The sequence below is a fragment of the Brevibacterium sp. LAARM3_SD1 genome (assembly GCF_057364765.1).
Map to the genome: position 1 here is coordinate 63,773 of NZ_JBNFOL010000002.1, position 22,870 is coordinate 86,642.

Consider the following 22,870-nt stretch of genomic DNA (forward strand, 5'->3'; position numbering starts at 1 on the left):
GGGACAGGATGCCGCGCTCATCGGCGCCGCCGGCCTGTGGAACGACGAGCCCGGCGGGAAGAACGGCCAGAAGAAGGAGACTCACTGATGTTGTCGAAGACCGAGATCCTCGAGGCTCTGCGGGGGCGGCTCATCGTCTCCGCGCAGGCCTATCACGGCGAGCCGATGCGCGATCCGAGAACGATGGCGCAGGTGGCGGCCTCGGCGGTCAGCGGAGGAGCGGCGGCAGTGCGAGTGCAGGGGCTCGGCGATATTCAGGCGACCCGCTCGGCCGTCGAGGTCCCGATCATCGGGCTGTGGAAGGACGGCAAGGACGGCGTCGTCATCACTCCGACCTTCCAGCACGCCTATGCGGTGGTTCTTGCCGGATCCCACATCGTCGCCCTCGATGGCACTCGACGCGCACGACCCGACGGACTGAGCCTGGCCGAGACGGTCGAACGCCTCCATGAGCAGACGAATGCCCTGGTCATGGCCGATTGCGGCAGCCTTGACGATGCGTTGGCCGCGGTCGAGGCCGGAGCCGACATCATCGGCACGACCCTGGCCGGCTACACCGGCGAACGGGCGAAGACCGAGGGTCCCGATCTCGAACTCATCAGCGCCCTCCGAGTTGCGGAACTGCCCGCGCTGCTCGTCGCCGAGGGCCGCATCCACACCCCGCTGCATGCCGCCGCCGCGGTCGAGGCCGGCGCCGACTCCGTCGTCGTGGGCACCGCGATCACGCATCCGACGACGATCACCTCATGGTTCACCGAGGCGGTCGAGGGCTGATTTCGCTCAGAGGCTCTGCCATTCCGGTTTGTTCTCGTATGCGTGGCGGTAGTAGTCGCCGAGCTGCAGGCGCGACGCCGCCGCATCGTCGAGCATGACCGTGACGTGCGGGTGCATCTGGAGCACGGTCGCCGGCCACATCGCGGAGATCGGTCCCTCGACCATCTGATGCACGGCCTCGGCCTTGTTGCCGCCGGTCGCTACGAGCATGAGGTGTTTGGCCTCCATGATCGTGCCCAGCCCCTGGGTCAGGCACAGCTTCGGCACCTGCTCGACGTCGCCGTCGAAGAACCGCGCGTTGTCGATCCGCGTCTGGTGCGTCAGGGACTTCACCCGTGTCCGCGAGGCCAGGGACGATCCGGGTTCGTTGAACGCGATGTGACCGTCGCTGCCGATCCCGAGGATCTGCAGGTCGATCCCGCCCGCCTCGGCGATCTTGTGTTCATAGTCCGCCGAGGCGGCCGCCAGATCATCGGCCGACCCTTCCGGACCGTGGACGGCCCCCTCGGCGAAGTCGACGCGCGTGGCGATCTCGGTGTCGATGACATTGCGATAACGCTGCGGATGGTCGTCGGCGATGCCGACGTATTCGTCGAGCATGAACGCCTGCGCGTGGGCGAAGGACAGCCCTTCGTTCTTGTGGCGGGTGGTCAGCTCATCGTAGATGCGCAGCGGGCTCGATCCGGTTGCCAGCCCGATGACCGGGGCGGCTTCGGTGCGCAGCAGCCGCTCGATCGCGTCGGCGGCGAGTTCCGCCAGCGTGTATTCGTCGGCGATGACGACTTCCATCAGTTCTCCTTCGGCGTTATGCGGTGCAGGTTCGACATCTCGCGGTCTGTGTTGAGCGTCTTGCGGGTCATGTTCGGCGTATTGCGGTCTTCGTTCGCCACTGGCCAGGTCGGTTGCGTGGGCGTCAGTCTGCAGTCAATCAATTCTGCTCGAGGGCGCGCATGATCGGCTCATAGTGGGCGGTGATCGCGGCGCGGAAGGCCTCGGAATCGCCGGATTCCGCCGCTTCGAGCATGAGGCCGTGGGCCTGCGCTGTCTGCTCGAGGTCGGCGGCCACGGCGACGTTGAGTTTGGGCAGGACGGCCGTGTGCACATCCCAGAACGCTGCGACGAGTTGGCCGACGAGCGAGTTGCCGAGTTTCGCGAGCAGTCCCGTGTGGAAGGCGCGATCCTGCTGCGGGAAGGTCTTTCCGGCGGCGGCGAGCGCGGTCATCTCATCGACGAGGTCCTTGAGCTCGGAATTCTCTGTGCCGTTCAGGGCGTCGACGATCTGCTCGGACATTCCGTGGTCGAGGGCCTTGCGCACCTCGACGACATCACGCAGGGCGTCGAGATCGTCGCCGGGGCTGAGCACGCCGCGGAAGACGAGGGCTTCGACGAGCGCGTCGAGCGTCATCTCGCCGACGTAGGTGCCGTGGCCGTGGCGGACGTCGACGATGTCGAGGGTCGAGAGTTTGCGGATGGCTTCCCTGACGTTCGACCGCGAGACGCCGAGGCGGGTGCACAGTTCACCTTCGGTCGGCAGCAGGTCACCGGGACGCAGACCGTCGGAGAGGATGAGATCCTTGATCCTGTCGGACGTCGTCACTTTCCGTCCGGTCTCTGTCGTCTCCGCCATGATCACCTTCTGCTGGTCGTTCCATGCTGAGCCTCCATTATACGTCTGACATCAGATGTATCGGTGATGAGCTCCCTCCTCGAGACGAGAACCAGCGGCCTTGTCATATACGCGGCACTCGATGACTACTAGAGTGATAGGCGTCAGCGGTCGTCGCACGGCCGACAACCACGACCCATTGGAGAAGTCATGAGTGGAGTGGTGGCCACATTCGCCATAATCATCGTCATCCTCGTCATCGCCGTTCTGCTGTTCGGCAAGCTGCGCACCAGCATGTTCTTCACGGTGAAGACGCAGGAGAACGTCATCGTCGAGCGGTTCGGCAAGTTCAAGAAGGTCGCGAAGCCGGGACTGAACACGAAGGTGCCGTTCATCGAGACGACGAGCCGACCGATCTCGCTGCGAGTTCAGCAGCTCGAAGTCAACATCGAGTCGAAGACGAAGGACAACGTCTTCGTCACGGTTCCCGTCGCCGTCCAGTACGTCGTCGAAGAGGACAACGTAGCCGATGCGTACTACAAGCTGGCGAACTCCGAGGAGCAGATCCGCTCTTACGTCTTCGACACCGTTCGTTCGGCTCTTTCGGGCCTGACTCTGGACACTGCGTTCGAGTCGAAGGACGACATCGCGGAGAACGTCGAGGGCCGGCTCTCGGAATCGATGAAGCGCTACGGATTCAAGATCGTGAGCAGCCTGGTCACCGACATCACCCCTGATCCGAAGGTGCGCGATTCGATGAACTCGATCAACGCCGCACAGCGTGACCGCGTCGCCGCACAGTCCCTCGCCGAGGCGGACAAGATCAAGCGCGTCACCCAGGCTCAGGCAGAGTCCGAGGCGATGCGCCTGCACGGTGAAGGCGTGGCCGCTCAGCGGAAGGCGATCGCCAACGGCATCGCCGAACAGTACGCATTGCTCCAGGAGGTGGGCATCCACAAGACTGCCGAGCAGCTGCTGATGATGACCCAGTACTTCGACACGATGCAGAACGTCGCGCAGGAGGGCCGGTCGAACGTGCTGTTCATGCCGTCGAACCCGGGCGGCCTGGGCGAGATGGGCCAGGAGATCCGCAACGCCCTGTTCGCCGCCAATGCCGCCGACGAAGGCTCGCACCTGCCGGCACCGCAGGGCCGCGACGATGCGGGCGGCGATTCCAGGAGCAGTTCCGGCAACGGCGCCGACGGCACGAACGTCCCGCCGCAGCCGACGACTCCCCCGGCAGATCGGTCCGGGCAGTATGTCGGCGGACAGGGCCAGGGCGGCTCCGGTCAGGGAACGGGCGGACAGGGCCAAAGTCAGCACGGCGGGCAGGGGCACTCGGATCCGCGCTCCGCGGCCCAGTCGGCCGTTCGCGCCGCCGCCGAGCAGTGGCGCAACCGCCGCGGCGGCAACCAGGGCTGAGCTGGCATCGTTGGGCCGGCCGGCAGTGCTGGACCGGCATCGCTGGGCCGGCCAGAGTTGAGCCGGCAGACACAGCTCAGCACACACTTCCGAGGGGTGGGTGAAGAGAGATCTTCGCCCACTCCTCATCCGTATGCGCACCCCCGGTGCTCCACTTGGGTACTCCTCCCCAAAGGAGGTCCTCCCCATAGGAACTCGCCGCCACCTGGGAACTTCTCTTCCTAGGAACTCGCCGCCACCTGGGAAATTGACGCCGCCCGTGAACTGACTGACTCCTGGGAACTCGGTGCCGCCTGCAATTATTGGTTGTGCGCAATTGAATTGTGTGCAATCATTCTCATATGAACGCGCTCGACCTCGACCGGCAGCTCTGCTTCGCTCTCTATTCGGCGTCACGAGCGATGACCGCGTCGTACAAGGATCTGCTTGCCGAACTCGGCATCACCTATCCGCAGTATCTGGTGATGCTCGTGCTGTGGGAAGAGAGCTCCGACGACGAGGGCGTGACGGTCAAGCGCCTCGGCGAGCGTCTGCAGCTCGACTCGGGCACGCTCTCCCCTCTGCTGTCACGACTCGAATCGCTCAGCTTCGTCACCCGTCATCGTTCCGCCGAGGATTCGCGCAGAGTTCTCGTCCGCGCCACCGCCGAGGGCGCAGCGGCCAAAGAACGCGCCGAATGCGTGCCGGCCCGGATCGGCGAGCGCACGAATCTTGACCCCGCGACGATGCCCGAGCTGCTGGAGACTCTGCGCGCGCTGACGAGGAACCTGCGCGCGGAATCCGCGCCTGTCGAGTCCCCCGCCCCCCTGCCGCACCTTTGAACTCGCACCGCGCCTCTGCATTGGCAGCGCGCCACTGAACCCGTGCTGCACCGCTGACCCCACAATCACCACTGATCCGACAATGCACCACCAACGGAAGGAAATATCATGAGGGCTCTCTACACAGCAGAAGCACTGGCCACAGGCGAAGGCCGCGACGGCCACGGACGCACGAGCGACGGAAAGGTCGATGTCGATCTCGCGACTCCGACCGAGATGGGCGGCAGCGGCAACGGCACGAATCCCGAACAGCTCTTCGCCGTCGGCTACGCGGCCTGCTATCACTCAGCGCTGCGCCTCGTGGCCGGTCAAGCCAAGGCGAACGTCGACGATTCCACGGTCGGCTCACGCGTGAGCATCGGCAAGGACAATGAGGGCGGGTTCCAGCTCGCCGTCGAACTCGAGGTCACACTCCCGCACCTCGACAAGGCCGAGGCCCAGGCGCTGGCCGACAAGGCCCACAAGGTGTGCCCGTACTCCAACGCCACCCGCGGAAACATCGACGTCACCATCACCGTCACCGACGACTGAGCGGCAACGCGGCCGCCGGTGTCGGTCGGCAGCCCTCCGACGGCCGACCGACACCGGCGCGCCGGCGCGGGCCAGAACCTCCGGCCGCAACAACAGCTGAGGGGCGGGTGAAGATCTCTCTTCACCCGCCCCTCAGTACCGTTCGGATTCAGCAGCCGGCCCGCAGGCCCTGCCCCACCCAAACCCCAGCTGACATCAGCGGATACCAGCGGGCGCATGCGAACCTCAGCGCGACGTTATGACCTCAGCGCTCGGCCATCGCCTCAGCGCTTGGCCATGGCTTCCAGCGCGGACTTCTCGACCGCCTCGGCGACGGCCGGGGCCACACGGGAATCGAGCGCACCGGGCACGATGTAGCCGGGCTCGAGGTCATCGCCGACGAGATCGGCGATCGCACGAGCGGCGACGAGCTTCATATCGTCGGTGATCTCATTGGCATCGGCGTCGAGCGCGCCGCGGAAGATTCCGGGGAACGCGAGGACGTTGTTGATCTGGTTCGGGAAGTCGCTGCGTCCGGTGGCCACCACGGTGGCGTACTTGGACGCGACGTCGGGGGCCACCTCGGGGTTGGGGTTCGACAGGGCGAAGATGATCGCGTCGTCGGCCATGTTCTCCAGATGCGCCTCGTCGATGGTGCCGCCAGAGACGCCGATGAAGGCATCGGCACCGTCGAGGGCTTCGCCGATCCCACCGGAGATTCCGCGCGGATTCGTCGACTCGGCGAGGAACTGCTTGGTCTCGGACAGGTCAGAGCGACCGGACTCGACGACTCCCTTGGAATCGAGGACGACGATGTCCTTCACGCCTGCGTCGGCGAGGATCTTCACCACGGCCACACCGGCGGCACCGGCGCCGGAGACGACCACGCGGACGGACTCGAAGGACTTCTTCACCACGCGCAGAGCGTTCGTCAGAGCGGCGAGGACGACGACGGCGGTGCCGTGCTGATCATCGTGCATGACGGGGATGTCGAGGGCTTCCTTGACCCGGTCCTCGATCTCGAAGCAGCGCGGGGCGGAGATGTCCTCGAGGTTGATTGCGCCGAAGGTCGGAGCCATCCGGACGATCGTTTCGACGATCTCGTCCGTGTCATTGGTATCGAGCACGATCGGAATCGCATTCAGCCCGGAGAAGGACTTGAACAGAGCGCACTTGCCCTCCATCACCGGCAGCGAGGCGGCCGGACCGATGTCACCGAGACCGAGCACAGCCGATCCGTCAGAGATGACCGCGACGAGTCGGCCGGTCCACGTGTGCGTGCGCGCCAGCTGCGGTTCGTCCTTGATCGCGGTGCAGACCTTGGCCACGCCCGGGGTGTACGCGATCGACAGGTCGCGCTGGGTCTGGAGCGGTGAGGTGAGCTCGGCGGAGAGCTTGCCGCCTTCGTGCGCCTCGAAGATCTCGGCGTCGGTGATCGGGCCCTTGGAGCCCTGGTCGGAAGCGGCGGAGTTGTGAGCGGTGGTCGTCATGGTTGATCCTCATGGTTGATGCGGCGGCGGTCCGTGAGCTTACGAAGCTCGTGAGCACTCGGTTGGGCGAGCACTCCGCTCGATGATCGGATCATCGGCGCAGCCGGCAGTGATCGTCTGGCCGTCGGCCGGCGCGGACACGGTCGACCGTGAGCGCAGGCGATGGTCTGGGCGAAGAACTGGTCACCAGTGAAGGATGGTGCGGTGACGTCGACGCGACCCGCGACGTGCCCTAGGTGAAGGGCGACGCGGTTTCGCGCAGTGCGGATACGGCTCGCATGTGGCGAGTACCGACCTCATGGGTCGCATCCGGCAACTCGAACAGCATAACCGATGCTGTGACCCGTTTCACCCGAATATCCGGCCCTCGCCGAGGCGACCCCACCTTCCGGTGGCATGTTCTCCAGACCTTTGGACCACCGTAGGGTGCACCGTGGGGTGGTGCTGTGGGGCGGTGATGCTGGGTCGCTCTCGACGGGCCGGGATGGTCCAGGTCTCCGATCACGGCGATAGCGCTGCAGACATCTTCTTCGCCGCCTCACCTCCTCGCTCCACCTGCTCTCGCCGCACCGCCTGCCCCGCCAACTGAGACAGACCTGCCTCGAGAAGGCTCATTCACACCGATACCGCGTCGGACCTGCTCAGACATTGCCTATCGCTCTTATGTCAGTGCGGAGTGCAATGATGATCAGATAACCGAAGAATCTAACATGAGAACTCGAAACATATTCGAACCTTCTCCTGTTTTTCTATTGTATATGTCACCCTGATCATCTACTATAGAGTTAACAGCTTTTCAAATCAGCACCACTTCCCCGACAACGAAGTCCGAGGCAGGTGAAAGAGCAATGAAGGGCACCACCAACCGTTCGACCCCCGATCAGACCGAAGAACCGGGCGCGACACAGCCGTCGCCCCGATTCGCCATCCGCTTCGAATCGAGCATGTCTCGCTTCGCCGAGAACGCCGTCGCGTCCGATCGCGCCCATTTCTCGCTTCTCGAGTCAGTCTCTTCAGTCGTCCTCGAGCAGGTTTTCATCGGCTTCGATTTCCCCGTTCCCGAGGGCTCCGAACCCTTCCGCTGCGAAACGATCGCAGGATCCTTCGACCGTCGCGCCAGAGAGTCCGAACAGAGCGCCGGACGCGACAGCGAGGAGTCGGCTGAACCATCTGAGTCGGCGCCCGAGACCTGCCCCAAGGACGCATCGTCCCCCACCTCCACATCAGTAGTGCCCTATGACGCCGACTTCGCCCGCCAGCAGTTGAAAAAGGCGGCCGAGTCCGATTCGAAGGAACTGCCCGAATTCCCCGAGCTCGATGAAGGCGTCTGCTTTTCGAAGTGGGTCTATGACTATGTCGACGCTGAGGATCTCGTCGAGATCTCGAGATTTTGGGAACCAACACTGCTCGCACCTACCGTCAGCTGTCCGGCGCAATGACGATCTTCTATGGTCTCCCCCGCTTTGCCGATCGAGTTCGCGCAGGCGAGTTCACCCAGGCTCATGTCGACGTGGTCTCCCGCCAATGTGCCGATGTCGCGTTTGACTACCTCCCGAAACTCGATACCTTCCTGGCTGCCAGGCGCGCCGACATCACCTGCGAGACCTTGCGCCGGGACCTGGCGAAGATGATCGCCCTGCTCGTTCCTCGGGTCGACAACACCGAGCTCGCCACCAAACGTCGTCGCGTCGACGTCGAGGGTTTTAAGGACGGCTCTGCTTGCCTGACCGTCAGCGGCCCTTCGGCTGAGATCTTCGCCTGCTACAACCGCATTCAAGGCATCGCGCTTGCCGTGCACGCAAGAACAAGTCGGCGTTCAATCTGCCCGTGGGGGTTGAGATCAGCGATGACCGGTCTATCTCGCAGCTCGAGTACGACCTCTTCACCCGACCTGTGCCGGAACTCAAGGTCAAGGTCATCTCGGTCGACCCGATCACGGGAATCCAAACTGCCAAAGAAGCGTCGCTGCTCGACGCCGACGGCGAACTCATTCCGGACATGGACCGCGATGACGCCGTCGCTGGTTTCGCCAAGGACGTCGCTTCGGGATCCGCTGACAGCACGGAGTCAACTGACAGCAATTCCTCGCAAGGCCGGTCCACCGGATCCGCATTCCGCCCCGACGACGAGGACGCCGCCGGACCCGTTGAATATTTCGTCAAGCTGCGCATGCCCACCAGCAGCCAGTGGCTGTCGCATCAGGCCGCCACCGTGGTGACCGTTCCCTTCCTCACGCTCACCGGAGACTCGGACCTGCCCGGTACATTTGCCGACGGCTCTCCGGTGCCCGCCGAGGTAGCCCGCAACATCGCCGGCCGTTCGAAGAGCATCCAGCGGATCCTCACCGATCCCGCTACCGGCACACCCATCGACGCTAAGGCGACCACCTACCAGGTCCCCAGAGATCTTCGGAAGACACTGATCGAACAGTGGACGGTGTGCACCGTTCCCGGCTGCTCGCGCCGGGCAGAGAAGTCAGAGATCGACCATGTCGTTCCGTTCTTCCATCTGGATCCGCTCAAGGGCGGTCTCACTCGGTTCGGAAACCTGCATCCGCTGTGCAAGAAGCATCATTCGTTGAAGACCGCCGGCCGCCTTCGGGTCACTATGCCCAAATCCGGTGAGCTCGACTACGAGTTCAAACACGGGATCTCGACCACTGTGTCTGCGCCCGGGCAACCGATCAATGTTGCACAAGCACTCGAATTCGATGCCTTAGGACGACTGGGTCTCAAGCGGTGGAAACTGCCCTGGTCAATGGTGCCTCCCGCACTAACGGTGCTCGAACTCATGCCTGGTGAATCGACGATCCGCCAGCGCGATGAAGAGAAGCGCTGCCGAGAGGAGCGCGAAGCACGTGAGCGCCGACTGGCGGAAGCGTTCGAGAAGCAGCAGGCTGAAACTCGTCGGCTGCGGCTGGAACGCTGCCTCAATTGGGAGAAGTCTGCCCAACAACCTTGTCTTCCCGCAGGAAACAACCCTGCAGCCAGAAAGCAGCTGACCGGAAACTGGTATGCGGGCTACCGCGCTCAGATGGCCAAGATCAATACGGAGCGCGCACGCCTTCGGAAAGAGAAACTGCGCGAGAAGAAGGCCGCCGCGGCCCGAGACGCCGACGTCGTCGCTCGGGAGCGGGCCGCCATCGCCGAGGCACTCGCCGATGTTGCACCGAGGTACTCCCAGGACAGCTCAGGAGCCACCGACCCCTGGGATTCCCGCTACGTACCCGACCGGATCAATTGGGACCACGACCTCGAGGTCGATCCCCCGCCGTTCTGATTACGCGGCAAGGGGCCTGCTCCCAGCTTAGACAGCGGCGGCAAGTGCCGGTACGTCTGCCGCCCCTCCTCTACTGCAGAGCGCGGCTTTCGTCCACTGCGTCGACTTCAGTTGTGAGGTCACGACCACGGGTCTCTGGCGCGAAAAGTGCGCCGAGCAAGCCGCAGCCAGCAAAGAGGATGAGAACGATCGCGACGGGCCACCACGAGTCTGTGATCACAGCTACGAGCGCAGCCGCAATCACCGGCGCCAAGCCGCCGGAAACTACCGACCCAACTTCCTTGATCGTAGTCATGAACGTATACCGGTGTTTCGATCCAAACAGTTCAACCAACCAGCTCGACTCAACGCCATAGAGGTTCGGCAGGGGGCCGCCCACGAAGATAGCGAATACCGCGGCAATGACGATCGGATTGCCGGTCTCGATGAGCAACATAGCCGGAATCGCGAAGAGGATCTGGAAGAGAGTGAAGCCCAGGAACACCGGCCGTCGGCCCAACTTGTCGCTGAGCTTGCCGAAATAGGGCACGGTCGCGAAACCGATGACGGTTCCGATCATGATGCCTGTCGTAACCACCGCGGAATCCAGACCGGTCGTAGTCACAACCCATCCGACCATGAAGCCTTTGACCAGGTAGACAGCAGAATTCTCGCCCATGCGGATGCCCAGGGCGAGCAGAAACGACTTTGCCGACTGCCGTGCCTCGACAAGAATGCTCGGCTGCTCCACCTGGTTCGCAGCGGCCTCCGCGCGGCGATCCTTGGCTTCCTCAAACACCGGAGATTCCTTGACCTTCGTGCGAATCGCCAGTGCCACGAAAGTGGTGACGATGCTGAGCAGGAACGGAACCCGCCAGCCCCAGCTGAGGAAGGCGTCATCGGGCAAAAGTGTGAGTAGAGTCCATAGCACTGTGGCCAGGAAGATTCCGCTGTTGGTCCCCATCGCCACGATCGCCCCGAAGAGCCCACGGCGACGCACGGGCGACGATTCGACCAAGAGCACCGACGCTCCGGCCAATTCGGCTCCGGCCCCGAACCCTTGCACGAGTCGGAGAAGGACTAGCAGTGCCGGCGCCCAGATACCGATCTGTGCATAAGTCGGAAGAAGCCCGATGCCCATGGTCGCGATGCCCATCATCGACAGCGTGACGATGAGAACGATCCGACGACCGTGCTTGTCACCGACTCGGCCGAAGACGTAACCGCCGATAGGTCTCACAACAAACCCGGATCCATAGACACCGAGGCTGGAGATCAGCGCCACTGCAGGAGTCTCATTGGGGAAGAACAGCGGCCCGAAGACCAAGGCGGAGGCAAGCGTGTAAAGAGTGAAGTCCATGTATTCGAGCGAACTGCCGAGCCATGAGGACCATGCGGCACGGCGCAGCTCAGGACGAGTCACGTTCGGATCAGGCGGTGATGCAACCTGGGTATTTGTCTTCATTGACATGATTTCAACTTTCTTCGATTCGAATTCTCGCGTGTTCGGCAGGGAGCCGCATTGGACGGCTGTCGCCGACAATTGCCCGTGAACATGGGTCGGCAGGCGAGGCTTCCGGTTCAGCGCAGGTAGATGCGGGTGGGATCGAGCGTCTCTCGCAGCAGCGCCAGCTCACCCGGAGTCGGCGGCAGCGTCGTCTCCAGGTCGGGCGAGACCTGCAGGCTCCACCCGGTCTGGCGCACCACTTCGGCAGGGTCGACACCAGGGTGAACGGCCGTGAGTGTGAGTTCTTCGTCCTGGGCGAAGCGCGTCATGATTCCCATGTCAGTGATCACATGGGTTACGCCAGCGCCCGCCGGCATTGACCCGACCGCAGCCTCGGCGGCCGTCTTCGGCCCCGGGGAGGTGACGAAGTCCAAGGACTCGACGAAGGTACGCGGGGTATGTCGGCGCATGACGAGGAAGATCTCGGCCGCGCCCGCCATGGCCTCGATGGCTCCGCCTGAGCCCGGAAGCCGGCTGTCGGGGTGCTCCCAGTCCTCACCGATGAGAGTGGAGTTGAGATTCCCGTGCTTGTCGACCTGGGCGGCGCCGAGGAATCCGACGTCGATGCGCTGACCCTGCAGAACATAGTTGAACAGGTGGGTCATCGGCATCACCGAGGCGGCTCCCGGGACGAGGATCGAGTCCGAAATGCTGCGCGGCATGGCCGGCGGTCTGGCTCCGGTGACTCCCGACTCGTAGACGATCTCGACGTCCGGCGCCACAGTGTGCTGGGCCAGAGAGACGGCCAGTGTGGGCAGGCCGTGTCCGGCGAAGACCACATTGCGTCCGGCCAGCGCACGGGCCGAATGGACCGTGAGAAGTTCGCTGCTGGTGACCTCGTCGCCAGCGATCTCGCTGCTTGTGGTCTCGCTGACCTCGTCGCAGGTCTGGGTCTCAGCGATGTCGTGAGCGCTCAGCGTCATGCTCGGCCTCCGTAGTTCACAGGTGTCGAATAGGCGTCGTGGATGGCCATCCGCTCGAAGTGGTCCGATCCGAGAGTCGCAAGGAACTCATCGTGATCGTTCGTGCCGCGGATGTTGGTCTCGAGCCAGCTCTGAACCGCCGCCCCGTCGCGCGCGAGCACCGACCACTGTCTCGAGAACTCGTCGTCGCGGTCGTAATAGCCCTGGACCGAGTGAGGATGCGAGCCTCGGGGGACGGCGACGACGGCGTCGACGACGTGCGCGGGAACGATCGTACGGTTCGGATCGGATCGGACGACAGCCTCGTCGACAATCTCCTCGACGGTGACGATGAGTCGGCGGCCGGCGAACGCGGCCTCGGTTTGGATTCCGAGCATCCCCCAGGCCTGCACGTTTCCGTGCATGTCCGCGCGTTGGGCGTGGATGATCGTGAGGTCGGGGTTGAGAGCGGGGACGACGTGGATGTTCGGTCCGCCGTAAGGGTCTGGCACGGACCTGATCCGCGGATTCTTCGCCGCCAGGTCGCTGCCCCGATAGGAGGCGATGGGCTGGAACGGCAGCTTCGCGGCACCGGCCTGGTAGCGAGCGACCATTCCACCGTGACTGTATTCGTCGAACCACAGCGGCTCCGGGTCCGACTTCTCAATGCGCCGCCGCAGTTCGTGGAGGGAACCGGCCGAACTGTTGGCGATGAACGAGGAGATGAGACCCTTCAGGCAGTTCGCTCCGAGCAGCTGGTCGACGATGACATCGCAGGACATGCGGGCAAGGATCAGATCCGTGAAGTCCTGCCGGATGATCTCGTGCGCGGCGGCGACCGGCACGATGTGCCCGAATCCCTCTAGCGCGACAGTGTCCCCATCGTTCAGATATGTGCCGATCGCCTGGGACAGACTCATCGTCTTGTCCATCGCGTTCCTCCTCGAACCTCGAATGGCTGTGACCTGAGTCATCCTTTCAGAATCATTGATACCCGTCCAATACTTATACTGAGGACTATTGATGCATAGTCTGCACGAATAACAACCGGCCTCTCACACCCCGGGGCCGCACCGAACTCACGAACGAGGCACAGATATGGACACCAAGCACATCCGCGCGTTTCTCGTCCTCGCCGAAGAGCTTCATTTCGGCCGCGCCGCGGAACGACTGCACATGACCCAGCCGCCCCTCAGCCGCCTCATCCGAACTCTGGAGTCCGATATGTCAGCCCAACTGTTCGAACGCAGCACCCGGTCGGTGCGCCTGACTCCCGCCGGGCAAGCGCTTATCGAACCTGCGCGCGACATCCTCATGAGCCACCGCCTGGCCGACTCGGCGGTGCAGGCCGCGGGGAAGGGAGAGGTCGGGCACTTGCGTGTAGCTTTCACCGGCATCGCAACCCACAAACTCATGGGAAGTCTGCTCAAGCTCGTCCGCGGCACCCACCCCGGGATCCACCTCAGCCTGCAGAGTGCTTCCTTTGCCCTGCCGGCCATCGACAGCGTCGCCGACGGTTCTGTGGATCTCGCCTTCGGGTACTGGCCGTTCATCCCGCACGCAGTCGACACACGAGTCGTTGCGCAGGAGTCACTCGTCGTCGCCATGCACCGGGACCATCCCCTGGCAGACCGAACTTCGGTGTCGATGAGTCAACTCGAGGGAGAGGAATTCATCACACTGCCGCCGAACCCGGGGTCGACGACGATCGAGCGACTCTATGGACTGTCGCAGGCGGCCGGGTTCAATCCCACCGTCATCCAGACGGCTCCGGACACGTGGACGATACTCTCACTTGTCGGCGCTGAGATCGGCTGTTCGGTCACCGTATCGTCAGTGCCGCAGAATGCCTCGTTCCCCAACATCGCCTTCGTCCCCCTCGAGGACCCGCAGGGATCTTTTCCGCTGCTCATGGCATGGCGCAGAGACGGCGCCAGCCCCGCCCTCGCCGAGGTTCTTCGACTGGCCCAGCAGCTGTTCCCCACAGCTGTCCCGTAGACTGCATCAGAAAACGATCGCTCGAAAAGCAGCGTGGACTTCACGACGAGGATGTAGTGATTCATGAGTGTGCTCTATCTGGTCCGGCACGGACAGGCTTCGTTCGGCACCGATGACTATGATCGGCTGTCTGATCTCGGCAAGGAGCAGAGCCGTATCGCCGGACGCTTCCTCGGCGCACAGGGCATCGAGCCGGACAGGATCGTCCATGGTGAGATGCTGCGGCAGCGCCAGACGGCCGAAGGCCTCCTCGAGGGCATGGGCCTGAGCATGGATGCCCATGTCGACTCCGGGTGGAACGAGTACGCCGCGTGGGAGCTCACCGGTGTGCTCGACGATGTCGACCCTCGTGCCAAGCACGATTCGAAGATCTTCCAGGGCGAACTCGAACGCGGTGCCGCCCGTTGGGCCTCGGGCGAACACGACGAGGACTACCGGGAGACCTACAAGCAGTTCACTTCACGCGTCGAACGCGCCCTGGATGATGCCGTCGCCGCCATGGGGTCGGGGCAGTCGACAATCGTTGTCTCGAGCGCCGGCGCGATCGCGTGGACCGCTGCCCGCTTGATCGGCGGCGGCTTCGATCAGTGGATGGCGTTCAACCGAGTGACGATCAATACCGGCATCACGAAGATCATCACCGGCCGAGGCGGAACCAGCCTCATCTCGTTCAACGACCACGGCCACCAGGATCCGAAGAACGCCACCTACCGCTGAGGCAGCGCAGGCCGAGCCCGCGAGTCAGCCGTTCCCGGTCTCTCCGGATCGCCCGTGTTCTGTCCCTGTGGGGATCCCGACCACAACCGGTTCCGCAGGTCCGCAGCATCCGCCTGCATCCGGTGCGCCTGCCGTGGGCAAGTCGACAGAACCAGGCTTGCCGGTCGGCGCGTCACACGAAGATCCAATGTCGGTCGAACACACGCCGGTCTCCGGCAGGACGAGCTCGACTCGGTCCGCTGCTTCGTGGTCCCCTGCAATTGCTGCGACGACGGAGCGGACCTGCTCGTAACCGGTGTACATGAGGAACGTCGGAGCTCGCCCGTAGGACTTCATGCCCACGATGTAAAAATTCGGCTCGGGATGCCCCAGCGCCCGGGCACCATGCGGCGGGACCGTTCCGCAGCTGTGATATTCGGGATCGATGAGCGGCCCCAACTGCTGCGGGGCTTCGACAACCGGGTCGAGGTCCAGCCGGATCTCGCGCAGGAATCCCAGGTCGGGACGGAAGCCGGTGGCCGGGACGACCCGATCGGCGTGGAGCGTCACCGGCTCACCGCCGGTCTCGGCAGCGACGGTGCCACCACCGTCGGTGGCGAACCCGGTGATCGTCGTGGAGGCATGCACATCGATGGCTCCGTCTTCGACAAGGCGGCGGAGCCGCGCGCCCAGGGCTCCGCGAGCCGGCAGACCGTCCTGGTCCTCCCCACCGTAGACGGATGCCGGGTCTGCGCGCCTGAGCACCCAGCCGATTCGCGTGTCCGGGGATTCCTCTCGTAGTTCGGCCAGAGCCAAGAGCGTGTTCGCCGCCGAATGCCCTCCTCCGACGACGAGCGTCTTCCGCCCGGCGAACTGCTCGCGATCACGACCGACGACGTCGGGCAGAGGCGAGGTGACGAACCCCCTGCGGCGGGCTTCAGCCTCACCCGGACCAATAAGCCCGGACTGCCCCAGCGGGTTCGGGGTCTCCCAGGTTCCCGAGGCATCGATGACGGCCCTGGCATGGACATCGACCGATGTCCCGTCGGAGCTCTGAGTGCGGACGAGGAAGGGAGTCGATCCACGCTGCGAGGTTCCGGTGCGGTCCTTGCCGACTCGGCTCACTGCCACAACCCGGGTATCGGTGAGGATAGCGTCACGGAGTTCAGCTGTTTCCGAAAGGGGGTTGAGGTAGTCGCGGATGAGCTCGGCACCCGTGGGCAGGTGGTCTCCGTCGGGCTCCTGCCAACCGGTGGGCGAAAGCAGACCTCGCGCCGCCTCGTCGATGTTGTACTTCCACGGAGAGAACAGACCGATGTGGCCCCATTCGGCGACTGCCGCGGCCGAGGAGGGTTCCGCCTCGAGAACGAGCGGGCGGATTCCGCGGGTGACCAGGTGAGCGGCGGCCGCGAGGCCGACCGGTCCGGATCCGATCACGACGACCGGCAGATCGGCGAGCGCATTGTCAGTCATGGCGGGCCTCCTCGGTGGGTTGAGGTGATTCTGTGGGTTGAGGTGATTCTGTGGTCGATGTGCCGGGCAGCGCCTCGGTGTCGGGAACGAGGTCGGCGATCAGCGCTTCGACGCGAGCCCGGATCTCATCACGAATCCTACGCACCGACTCGAGGTTCTGCCCTGCGGGATCATCCAGATCCCAGTCTTCGTACCGTTTGCCGGGAAAGATCGGGCAGGTGTCGCCGCAGCCCATGGTGATCACGACGTCGGAGGTGCGCACCGTGTCGGCGTCGAGCAGCGTGGGACTGTTTCGGGTGATGTCGATGTCGAGCTCTCCCATCGCATCGACAGCAATCGGATTGAGCGTCTCGGCAGGTGCGCTGCCAGCGGATCGGACTTCGATCTGCTCCCCGCCCAGCTCACGGAGGAATCCGGCCGCCATCTGGGATCTGCCTGCGTTGTGCACGCAGACGAAGACGACGCTCGGCTTGTCGATCGGTGTCGGACTCATACTCGGTTCACTCCTTGGCCGGAGGCGGATGGGAAGAATCGTGGTCGTGCCCACAGCGCGACGTAGACGAGGGCGACGAGGATGGGCACCTCGATGAGAGGGCCGACGACTCCGGCCAGCGCCTGTCCGGAGGCGACGCCGTAGGTTCCGATCGCCACCGCAATGGCGAGTTCGAAGTTGTTGCCGGCGGCTGTGAACGCCAGGGTCGTCGTCTTCTCGTATCCCAGCCTCAGCGCTTTGCCGATGATCATCCCGAACGCGAAGACGACGACGAAGTAGACGAGCAGCGGCAGGGCGATGCGGGCGACATTGCCCGGGTGAGAGGTGATCTCGTCACCCTGGAAGGCGAAGAGCAGGACGATGGTGAAGAGCAGTCCGTACAGCGCCCACGGCCCGATCTTGGGGAGGAACCGGTCTTCGTACCACTCGCGTCCTTTCGTCTTCTCCCCCACGGTGCGGGTGAGGAAGCCGGCGAGCAGCGGGATGCCGAGGAAGACGAGAACGCTGAGGGTGATCGCCCAGAAGGAGAATTCGCTGCTGGTCGTCGGCAGGCCCAGAAGGTCCGGCAGCCACTGCAGGTAGAACCAGCCGAGGAGGCCGAAGGCGATCACCTGGAACACCGAGTTGATGGCGACGAGCACGACGGCGGCCTCGCGGTCCCCGCACGCCAGGTCGTTCCAGATGAGGACCATGGCGATGCACCTGGCCAGACCGACGATGATGAGTCCGGTGCGGTATTCGGGCAGGTCGGGAAGGAACAGCCACGCCAGGGCGAACATGAACGCGGGGGCTGCCAACCAGTTGATGACCAAAGAGGTGATCATGAGCTTCTTGTCGGCGAGCACGCGTCCGGTCTCGTTGTATCGGACCTTCGCGAGCACCGGGAACATCATCACCAGCAGGCCGATGGCGATCGGCAGGGATACGTCGGCGACCTTGACCGAGTCCAAGGCCTCTGCCAGGCCGGGCACGACCCTGCCCAACAGCAGACCCAGCGCCATGGCGCCGATGATCCACAGCGGCAGGAGTCGGTCCAGCGTCGACATCTTCGCTGCCACCGGCGAATCGATGTGGGCAGTAGCCGTGGAGTGCATGGTCTTCCTTGAGGTCCTGGTCGGTTCTGCGCCGCACTCTTGTGCCGACGCATTGAAGTTCTTCGATACGATCGGACCACAAGGCATCGACAAATGTCAATGTATGCGCATAATGGAAGAGTGACCACACAACCCGCACTCTCTCCGACCGAGGCGGACGTCTGCTGCCCGGCACTGACCGTCTCGCCGTTGAGCCTCGATGACGCTCAGGACTTCGCGCGCATTCTCAAGTCAGTGGCCGACCCGACCCGGTTGCGTCTGGTCTCGCTCATCGCCGCGCACGAGCAGCAGGAAGCGTGCGTCTGCGATCTCACCGAGCCCGTCGGGCTCGGACAGCCGACCGTCTCCCACCACCTGAAGATCCTCGTCGACGCCGGGGTCCTCCGTCGGGAGAAGCGCGGCGTCTGGTCGTATTACTCGCTCGAGGCTTCTGCGCTGAATCGGATCTCGGAGTTCCTCGCCCCGAACTGAGGCTCAAGGGGCAGAGCCGCCTCACACTCTCACTGGCGCAGCCTCACACACACCTCACGCGTGCATCCGCGCACCCTTCACCACCCGATCGACACCGTTCTTCGGACCGTGCAGAGCCACCCCGACGAGGTTGAGCTCCTCGGCCGGGACACCGGCGACGGCAGCGCGGTTGGCGGCATCGTGTCCGGTGGAGAACAGTTCTTCCGTGTAGATCGCAGTCGCGATATCGCGCCCCGCCGAATGCGGCGTCCTGGCCCTGCGTGAGATCGCGAACTCCCGGCTGATCCCCGCCACCGAGACCGCCTCCGATGCGCCGCTTGCCCGACGTCTGCGGGAGATGCTCGATGATCGACTGGTCGAGTCCTTCACCATCGCCGAGGCGGCTGCCGAGCTCGGCGCCCACCGCAGCCACCTGGTGCGGGTGTTCACCACGACGTTCGGGATCGCGCCCCACCGGTATGTCATCGGCCGACGGGTCGATCGCGCCCGCCGACTTCTTCTGGCCGGACACACCCCCGCCGAGGCGGCCGCGGAGTCAGGCTTCCACGATCAGGCCCATCTCACGAGACATTTCCGGTCGACCCTGGGCACGACCCCGGGAGTCTTCGCGGCGTAGACCGGGCCACATGGCGATTGCGATTCAGGTCGGCCACGTCCACCTCGGCTGAACGCCTGCCGATCTGGCAGGGCGCGTCGTCAGCTCCGGCGACGGCAGGCCGCCACCCGTCACCCCTGCTGGTTGCGATGGGCGTAGGCGACGGCTTCGGCGCGACTGCTCACACCGAGCTTGCGGTAGAGCGCGGACAGTCGGTTCTTCAGCGTTCCCGACACCACGCCGAACTCGCGGGCGATCTGCGCGATCGACTTCGATGAGTCGATGGCGAACAGCAGTGACTGTTCGGCCACAGTGAGATCCGTCTGGAAGTCCGGGGTCACCGGCGCGGTCTCGGGCAGCTCGAGCAGACGCGTCTGCAGCACGGATGCCGAGAGCTCCGTCGAATTGAACGACCGAGCCACGGCTTCCCACTCGGAGAATTCGGCCGAAGCCGGGATGAGCGACTCTCGAGCTGACTTCGACAGCTGCGCGACCGCCAGCACCGACGCCGTGATCGCACAGTAGTCGAGCATCTGCACGAACGTCTCCAGCGCTTCGTCGGCACGCCCCTCATGGTGGAGCATGTCGGCACGCAGGGCCATGGCACAGCTCTTGTGCCGGGGCCCCTGATCACTGCCGAGTGCCTGCCCGGTCGCAGCCCACAGCCGATCATGCTGCCCGAAGACGAGGGCCTGTCGAGCCTTGATGATCGAGTCGCCAGGGCTGCTCGAACTCATTCGGTCGCTCATATCCTGCAGCGTCTTGGTCTCTCCCGCCGCAGCAAGTACGAAACCGACGATATTGATGAATCCGGAGAATTGAGCGCTCGCGTCGTCCGCCGTGGGCAGGATCTGCACCGTCGGGCTCTCCGTCACCAGCTTCGCAGCGATCGACATCCGCCCGCGGTACACGTAGTACAGAGCCTTGGCACAGTCCGGAATCGGCCCCAGGTGCTGAGTAGTCTTCGCTTGATCCAGCTCAGCAAGGATGCCCTCAGCCGCGTCGAGATCGAGTCGGTCGAGGCTGCGGAACAGCTCAACACTCAGTGCCGTTCGCTCGTCGGGCAGCGTCTCCATCCCGAATCGTGCGGCGGCCTCACGCGCCTCCTTCAGACAACGATCCATATCTGACCCGTGACCGTGGCCCAGCCCGGCCAGAGCGGTTTCGACCAACCCCGACAGCAGCGGGTGCGGTGAGTTCGGAGTGTAGATTCCCGCGAAGTGCACGACGTTCTGCAGCACGGAAGCCGCCTCGGTGAAGCGACCGACCGCAATGAGGCACCACCCACGCTCAAGGTTGAGTTCGGCCTGCAGCATCAGCGTGGGCCCCGGCTCTCCGGCACCGAGGCTGAGCATCCGCTCCCGCCCCATCTCGATGACGCCCAGCGCCGCATCGAAGTTCTGGTTCAGACGGTGATGGCGCGCTTCCAACATGGTCAGCACGGCCATCTCGTCGCCGGAGAGCGGAAGGCTCGGGTCGGCCAGTCGGCCGTGCAGCTCCGGCACCACGATGCTGTCGAAGTCGGTGGCGGTCAGCAACTTTCCGGGGTCATCGGTCCCGAGCATCCGCCGGGTCGAATCGATCCGCCGTGCAGCACTGCGGGCCAGGGTGAGGATCGGATTCTCCGCGACCATAGCCTCTGGAACGTTGAGAAAAGCCTCAATCGATTCCGGAACATCTACGAAGACATTGACCGACCGTCGCGCCCACCCGCGCTCCAGCACCTTCCAATCCCTGATCTCCAAGACAAGGTCGAGCAGCCCCGGCAGTCCTTCACGACTGTCCATGCGTTGGCGGCCGACGGCGTCGGCGATAGCCGTGCTGAGGGCTTCGCGTGGAGTTTGCTTCGCGGGGCCGTCGTCGACTGCGGAGATGCGCCGCATCAGGATGCGGATGAAAGCGGGAACGGTGAAGACCTCGGAGTCGCCGGGAGCAACGGCGAGCAGGCCCGCCGAGGTCAGCAGCGGGGTGAGACCATCGGGTGTGGCGTCGTTCGTGACCTTCGCTGCGTCGAAGGCGGCATAGACAAGGTCGACCATGGACGAGGTGATCTTCGGCGTCCACGAGAAGAGGGCGAGCAGATAGAGTGCGGCCGATTCGCGGGAGGCATCCCTGATCGCAGGGCTCAGTTCCGTCGACAGCATCGCGACAGTCCGGTCGGGGTCGGTATCGCCCGCGGGCAATCCCGCTTCGACTCGGGCCTGAATCAGGGAGTCGGCGATGCGGGTACGGCCGCCGCTGGCGCGGAAGATCGGTTCCAGCTCGGACTCGGAGAGTGTGTCGCCCAGTTCGAGCGCAGATGCGAAGCCCTTCGCCGAGGCGGCTCGCGGTCCGAATTGCAGGTCGAAGACCGATGAGGTCCCGTCGGTTCCCGACGGTCGGTTCGCATTTTCGGCTCGGTTGGTCTGTTGAGGTGACACGGAGGGGGAACTTTCGTCTCGACTCGACTCACGTCGAGGTGCAGCCGGGGAAGCCGCTGGGTAATGAGGGGTGCATTCATGATTATGACAGAGAATCCCGTGTCATCCGCGACCCCGAACCTGATTCTTTCCTCGGAGCCTCGGAACCCGGCGGGCGCAGCTGGGTGAGCTTCCCCACTCTGGCCAAGAACTCCGACAAGAGGATTTGTTATCCAATCGAGACAACATCTGGTGCACTTAGTTGAAATTTTAACTTATAGTTGAATATGCAACTACCTCCCCTCTGAACATCCGGAAGTGATAATGACACAGCAGCCCCCAGTACCGGTCGACAACTCGAACCAGTGGATCCCCGCTCAGCCCGCATACGGCCAGAACCAGCCCTCATTCGGGCAGTTCCAGCCCCTCGTCGGGCAGAAATCGTTCCTTGCTACGTGGCTGCTGTCGTGGCTGCTCGGCGGACTCGGCGTCGACCGCTTCTACCTGGGCAAGATCGGTACCGGTGTCCTCAAGCTCATCACCTTCGGCGGTTTCGGCATCTGGGCCCTCGTCGACCTCATCATTACGCTGGCCGGCGGACAGAAGGACAAGCAGGGGCTGCGCCTCCAGGGATATGACCAGCACAAGAAGGTCGCCTGGATCGTCACCGGCATCTTCTTCGTCCTCGGCCTCATCTTCGGCGGAGTCTCTGCGGGCTCGGCATCGAATGCCACCGACGACAATGCGCCGATCGTCTCCGAAGAGGAAGCTCCTGCCGAGGAAGCTCCCGCAGCCGAAGCAGTCGAAGAACCCGTCGACGCAGAACCTGCCGTCGAGGAGGAACCGGCCGAGGAACCGGCCGAAGAGCCGGCGGAAGAACCCGCTGCTCAGGAGCCTGTCGAGGAAGAACCCGTCGTCGAGGAGCCCGCTGCACCGGCGGAAGAAGAGGACGACTCGAGCGTTCCCGCCGAATACAACTCAGCCCTGACAAAGGCTGAGACCTACTCGGACATGATGCACATGAGCAAGCAGGGCATCTACGACCAGCTGACGAGCGAATACGGTGAGGACTTCTCCGCCGACGCCGCCCAGTACGCCATCGACAACGTCCAGGCCGACTGGAACCAGAACGCCCTGGAGAAGGCACGGATCTACCAGGACGACATGGCGATGTCGCCGAATGCGATCCACGATCAGCTCACCAGCGAATACGGTGAACAGTTCACTCAGTCCGAGGCCGACTACGCGATCGAGAACCTCAACAACTGACGGAACAGATCAGTCACGCTGATCAGGCAGATAGAACCATTGACCTGACAAGCTCGAAGGCGGGCGAAGGAAGAGATTCCTTCGCCCGCCTT

21 protein-coding genes and 1 pseudogene are annotated in these 22,870 nt (G+C 64.0%); 11 read left to right on the forward strand and 11 right to left on the reverse strand.

The genetic code is table 11. The annotated features are described in order from the left end of the window. Positions 1 to 87: 87 nt before the first annotated feature. Positions 88 to 774 (forward strand): N-acetylmannosamine-6-phosphate 2-epimerase, encoded by a 687-nt coding sequence (locus AC2W7L_RS01335; protein ID WP_486002921.1) that lies wholly within the window; start codon positions 88 to 90, stop codon positions 772 to 774. Positions 775 to 780: 6 nt separating this feature from the next. Here the strand turns inward: AC2W7L_RS01335 and nagB are convergent, their stop codons facing one another. After that, entirely contained in the window at positions 781 to 1,563 is a 783-nt protein-coding gene (nagB, locus tag AC2W7L_RS01340) for a glucosamine-6-phosphate deaminase (protein WP_486002922.1), read from the reverse strand. 139 nt (positions 1,564 to 1,702) lie between these two features. After that, positions 1,703 to 2,401: a FadR/GntR family transcriptional regulator gene (locus AC2W7L_RS01345; protein WP_486002923.1), complete on the reverse strand. Its 699-nt coding sequence runs from the start codon at positions 2,399 to 2,401 to the stop codon at positions 1,703 to 1,705. 189 nt (positions 2,402 to 2,590) lie between these two features. On the opposite strand from AC2W7L_RS01345, the gene AC2W7L_RS01350 reads away from it, so the two are divergent. The 3 genes from AC2W7L_RS01350 (at position 2,591) to AC2W7L_RS01360 (ending at position 5,154) form a co-directional block, all read left to right on the forward strand. After that, a complete protein-coding gene (locus AC2W7L_RS01350) occupies positions 2,591 to 3,802 on the forward strand; it encodes an SPFH domain-containing protein (RefSeq protein WP_486002924.1) in 1,212 nt (403 codons plus the stop codon). 341 nt (positions 3,803 to 4,143) lie between these two features. Then, positions 4,144 to 4,623 carry a MarR family winged helix-turn-helix transcriptional regulator gene (locus AC2W7L_RS01355; RefSeq protein WP_486002925.1) on the forward strand — a complete coding sequence of 160 codons (480 nt, stop codon included), beginning with the start codon at positions 4,144 to 4,146 and terminating at the stop codon, positions 4,621 to 4,623. Positions 4,624 to 4,731: 108 nt separating this feature from the next. Then, on the forward strand, positions 4,732 to 5,154 hold the full coding sequence (locus AC2W7L_RS01360) for an organic hydroperoxide resistance protein (RefSeq protein WP_486002926.1): 423 nt from the start codon (positions 4,732 to 4,734) through the stop codon (positions 5,152 to 5,154). Between the two features lie 263 nt (positions 5,155 to 5,417). On the opposite strand, the gene AC2W7L_RS01365 is transcribed toward AC2W7L_RS01360, so the two are convergent. Then, a complete protein-coding gene (locus tag AC2W7L_RS01365) occupies positions 5,418 to 6,623 on the reverse strand; it encodes an NAD(P)-dependent malic enzyme (protein WP_369864996.1) in 1,206 nt (401 codons plus the stop codon). 848 nt (positions 6,624 to 7,471) lie between these two features. On the opposite strand from AC2W7L_RS01365, the gene AC2W7L_RS01370 reads away from it, so the two are divergent. Beyond that, positions 7,472 to 8,062 carry a hypothetical protein gene (locus AC2W7L_RS01370; RefSeq protein WP_486002927.1) on the forward strand — a complete coding sequence of 197 codons (591 nt, stop codon included), beginning with the start codon at positions 7,472 to 7,474 and terminating at the stop codon, positions 8,060 to 8,062. A 388-nt stretch (positions 8,063 to 8,450) separates the two neighbouring features. After that, the gene (locus AC2W7L_RS01375) at positions 8,451 to 9,902 is read left to right on the forward strand and encodes an HNH endonuclease signature motif containing protein (RefSeq protein WP_486002928.1); all 1,452 of its coding nucleotides are present in this window, start codon (positions 8,451 to 8,453) and stop codon (positions 9,900 to 9,902) included. A 70-nt stretch (positions 9,903 to 9,972) separates the two neighbouring features. Here the strand turns inward: AC2W7L_RS01375 and AC2W7L_RS01380 are convergent, their stop codons facing one another. Genes AC2W7L_RS01380 through AC2W7L_RS01390 form a run of 3 tightly spaced genes read right to left on the reverse strand, consistent with a single transcriptional unit; the run spans position 9,973 to position 13,222 of the window. Further along, positions 9,973 to 11,424, reverse strand: coding sequence for an MFS transporter (locus AC2W7L_RS01380; protein ID WP_486002929.1), 1,452 nt, complete (start codon positions 11,422 to 11,424; stop codon positions 9,973 to 9,975). Positions 11,425 to 11,462: 38 nt separating this feature from the next. Beyond that, positions 11,463 to 12,311 (reverse strand): CoA-transferase subunit beta, encoded by an 849-nt coding sequence (locus AC2W7L_RS01385; protein ID WP_486002930.1) that lies wholly within the window; start codon positions 12,309 to 12,311, stop codon positions 11,463 to 11,465. Continuing rightward, the gene (locus AC2W7L_RS01390) at positions 12,308 to 13,222 is read right to left on the reverse strand and encodes a CoA transferase subunit A (protein ID WP_486002931.1); all 915 of its coding nucleotides are present in this window, start codon (positions 13,220 to 13,222) and stop codon (positions 12,308 to 12,310) included. The genes AC2W7L_RS01385 and AC2W7L_RS01390 overlap by 4 nt, the downstream gene beginning before the upstream one ends. Positions 13,223 to 13,388: 166 nt before the next feature. Between AC2W7L_RS01390 and AC2W7L_RS01395 the strand changes: the two genes are divergently transcribed. Both AC2W7L_RS01395 and AC2W7L_RS01400 read left to right on the forward strand, forming a co-directional pair. Further along, the gene (locus AC2W7L_RS01395; RefSeq protein ID WP_486002932.1) at positions 13,389 to 14,288 is read left to right on the forward strand and encodes a LysR substrate-binding domain-containing protein; all 900 of its coding nucleotides are present in this window, start codon (positions 13,389 to 13,391) and stop codon (positions 14,286 to 14,288) included. 63 nt (positions 14,289 to 14,351) lie between these two features. Then, complete coding sequence (locus tag AC2W7L_RS01400; protein ID WP_486002933.1) at positions 14,352 to 15,005, forward strand: histidine phosphatase family protein; 654 nt, start codon at positions 14,352 to 14,354, stop codon at positions 15,003 to 15,005. 24 nt (positions 15,006 to 15,029) lie between these two features. Here the strand turns inward: AC2W7L_RS01400 and AC2W7L_RS01405 are convergent, their stop codons facing one another. The 3 genes and pseudogenes from AC2W7L_RS01405 to arsB all read right to left on the reverse strand — a co-directional run bounded on the left by AC2W7L_RS01405 (position 15,030) and on the right by arsB (position 18,044). Then, on the reverse strand, positions 15,030 to 16,457 hold the full coding sequence (locus AC2W7L_RS01405) for an NAD(P)-binding domain-containing protein (protein ID WP_486002934.1): 1,428 nt from the start codon (positions 16,455 to 16,457) through the stop codon (positions 15,030 to 15,032). Between the two features lie 85 nt (positions 16,458 to 16,542). Further along, positions 16,543 to 16,950 (reverse strand): annotated as a pseudogene (locus tag AC2W7L_RS01410) (arsenate reductase ArsC); the annotation flags it as partial. Next, positions 16,947 to 18,044, reverse strand: a complete 1,098-nt coding sequence (gene arsB / locus AC2W7L_RS01415; protein ID WP_486002935.1) for an ACR3 family arsenite efflux transporter — start codon at positions 18,042 to 18,044, stop codon at positions 16,947 to 16,949. The pseudogene AC2W7L_RS01410 and the gene arsB, both read right to left, overlap by 4 nt. A 120-nt stretch (positions 18,045 to 18,164) precedes the next feature. On the opposite strand from arsB, the gene AC2W7L_RS01420 reads away from it, so the two are divergent. Beyond that, positions 18,165 to 18,515, forward strand: coding sequence for an ArsR/SmtB family transcription factor (locus AC2W7L_RS01420; protein ID WP_486002936.1), 351 nt, complete (start codon positions 18,165 to 18,167; stop codon positions 18,513 to 18,515). Between the two features lie 54 nt (positions 18,516 to 18,569). Here AC2W7L_RS01420 and AC2W7L_RS01425 read toward each other — a convergent pair whose 3' ends face one another. Continuing rightward, positions 18,570 to 18,809: a DUF2000 family protein gene (locus tag AC2W7L_RS01425; protein WP_486002937.1), complete on the reverse strand. Its 240-nt coding sequence runs from the start codon at positions 18,807 to 18,809 to the stop codon at positions 18,570 to 18,572. 43 nt (positions 18,810 to 18,852) lie between these two features. Here AC2W7L_RS01425 and AC2W7L_RS01430 point away from each other — a divergent pair, with 43 nt between their 5' ends. Next, complete coding sequence (locus AC2W7L_RS01430; protein ID WP_486002938.1) at positions 18,853 to 19,131, forward strand: helix-turn-helix transcriptional regulator; 279 nt, start codon at positions 18,853 to 18,855, stop codon at positions 19,129 to 19,131. Between the two features lie 110 nt (positions 19,132 to 19,241). On the opposite strand, the gene AC2W7L_RS01435 is transcribed toward AC2W7L_RS01430, so the two are convergent. After that, the gene (locus AC2W7L_RS01435; protein ID WP_486002939.1) at positions 19,242 to 21,530 is read right to left on the reverse strand and encodes a helix-turn-helix transcriptional regulator; all 2,289 of its coding nucleotides are present in this window, start codon (positions 21,528 to 21,530) and stop codon (positions 19,242 to 19,244) included. A gap of 303 nt (positions 21,531 to 21,833) precedes the next feature. On the opposite strand from AC2W7L_RS01435, the gene AC2W7L_RS01440 reads away from it, so the two are divergent. Then, positions 21,834 to 22,778, forward strand: coding sequence for an Ltp family lipoprotein (locus tag AC2W7L_RS01440; RefSeq protein WP_486002940.1), 945 nt, complete (start codon positions 21,834 to 21,836; stop codon positions 22,776 to 22,778). Positions 22,779 to 22,870: the final 92 nt, after the last annotated feature.

Bases quoted from the DNA above. Each gene is read 5' to 3' on its own strand.
- AC2W7L_RS01370 (WP_486002927.1), top strand. From the start codon at position 7,472: ATGAAGGGCACCACCAACCGTTCGACCCCCGATCAGACCGAAGAACCG.
- AC2W7L_RS01390 (WP_486002931.1), bottom strand. From the start codon at position 13,222: ATGGACAAGACGATGAGTCTGTCCCAGGCGATCGGCACATATCTGAAC.
- AC2W7L_RS01405 (WP_486002934.1), bottom strand. From the start codon at position 16,457: ATGACTGACAATGCGCTCGCCGATCTGCCGGTCGTCGTGATCGGATCC.
- nagB (WP_486002922.1), bottom strand. From the start codon at position 1,563: ATGGAAGTCGTCATCGCCGACGAATACACGCTGGCGGAACTCGCCGCC.
- AC2W7L_RS01385 (WP_486002930.1), bottom strand. From the start codon at position 12,311: ATGACGCTGAGCGCTCACGACATCGCTGAGACCCAGACCTGCGACGAG.
- arsB (WP_486002935.1), bottom strand. From the start codon at position 18,044: ATGCACTCCACGGCTACTGCCCACATCGATTCGCCGGTGGCAGCGAAG.
- AC2W7L_RS01430 (WP_486002938.1), top strand. From the start codon at position 18,853: ATGCTCGATGATCGACTGGTCGAGTCCTTCACCATCGCCGAGGCGGCT.
- AC2W7L_RS01350 (WP_486002924.1), top strand. From the start codon at position 2,591: ATGAGTGGAGTGGTGGCCACATTCGCCATAATCATCGTCATCCTCGTC.
- AC2W7L_RS01365 (WP_369864996.1), bottom strand. From the start codon at position 6,623: ATGACGACCACCGCTCACAACTCCGCCGCTTCCGACCAGGGCTCCAAG.
- AC2W7L_RS01360 (WP_486002926.1), top strand. From the start codon at position 4,732: ATGAGGGCTCTCTACACAGCAGAAGCACTGGCCACAGGCGAAGGCCGC.
- AC2W7L_RS01440 (WP_486002940.1), top strand. From the start codon at position 21,834: ATGACACAGCAGCCCCCAGTACCGGTCGACAACTCGAACCAGTGGATC.
- AC2W7L_RS01395 (WP_486002932.1), top strand. From the start codon at position 13,389: ATGGACACCAAGCACATCCGCGCGTTTCTCGTCCTCGCCGAAGAGCTT.
- AC2W7L_RS01355 (WP_486002925.1), top strand. From the start codon at position 4,144: ATGAACGCGCTCGACCTCGACCGGCAGCTCTGCTTCGCTCTCTATTCG.
- AC2W7L_RS01335 (WP_486002921.1), top strand. From the start codon at position 88: ATGTTGTCGAAGACCGAGATCCTCGAGGCTCTGCGGGGGCGGCTCATC.
- AC2W7L_RS01345 (WP_486002923.1), bottom strand. From the start codon at position 2,401: ATGGCGGAGACGACAGAGACCGGACGGAAAGTGACGACGTCCGACAGG.
- AC2W7L_RS01400 (WP_486002933.1), top strand. From the start codon at position 14,352: ATGAGTGTGCTCTATCTGGTCCGGCACGGACAGGCTTCGTTCGGCACC.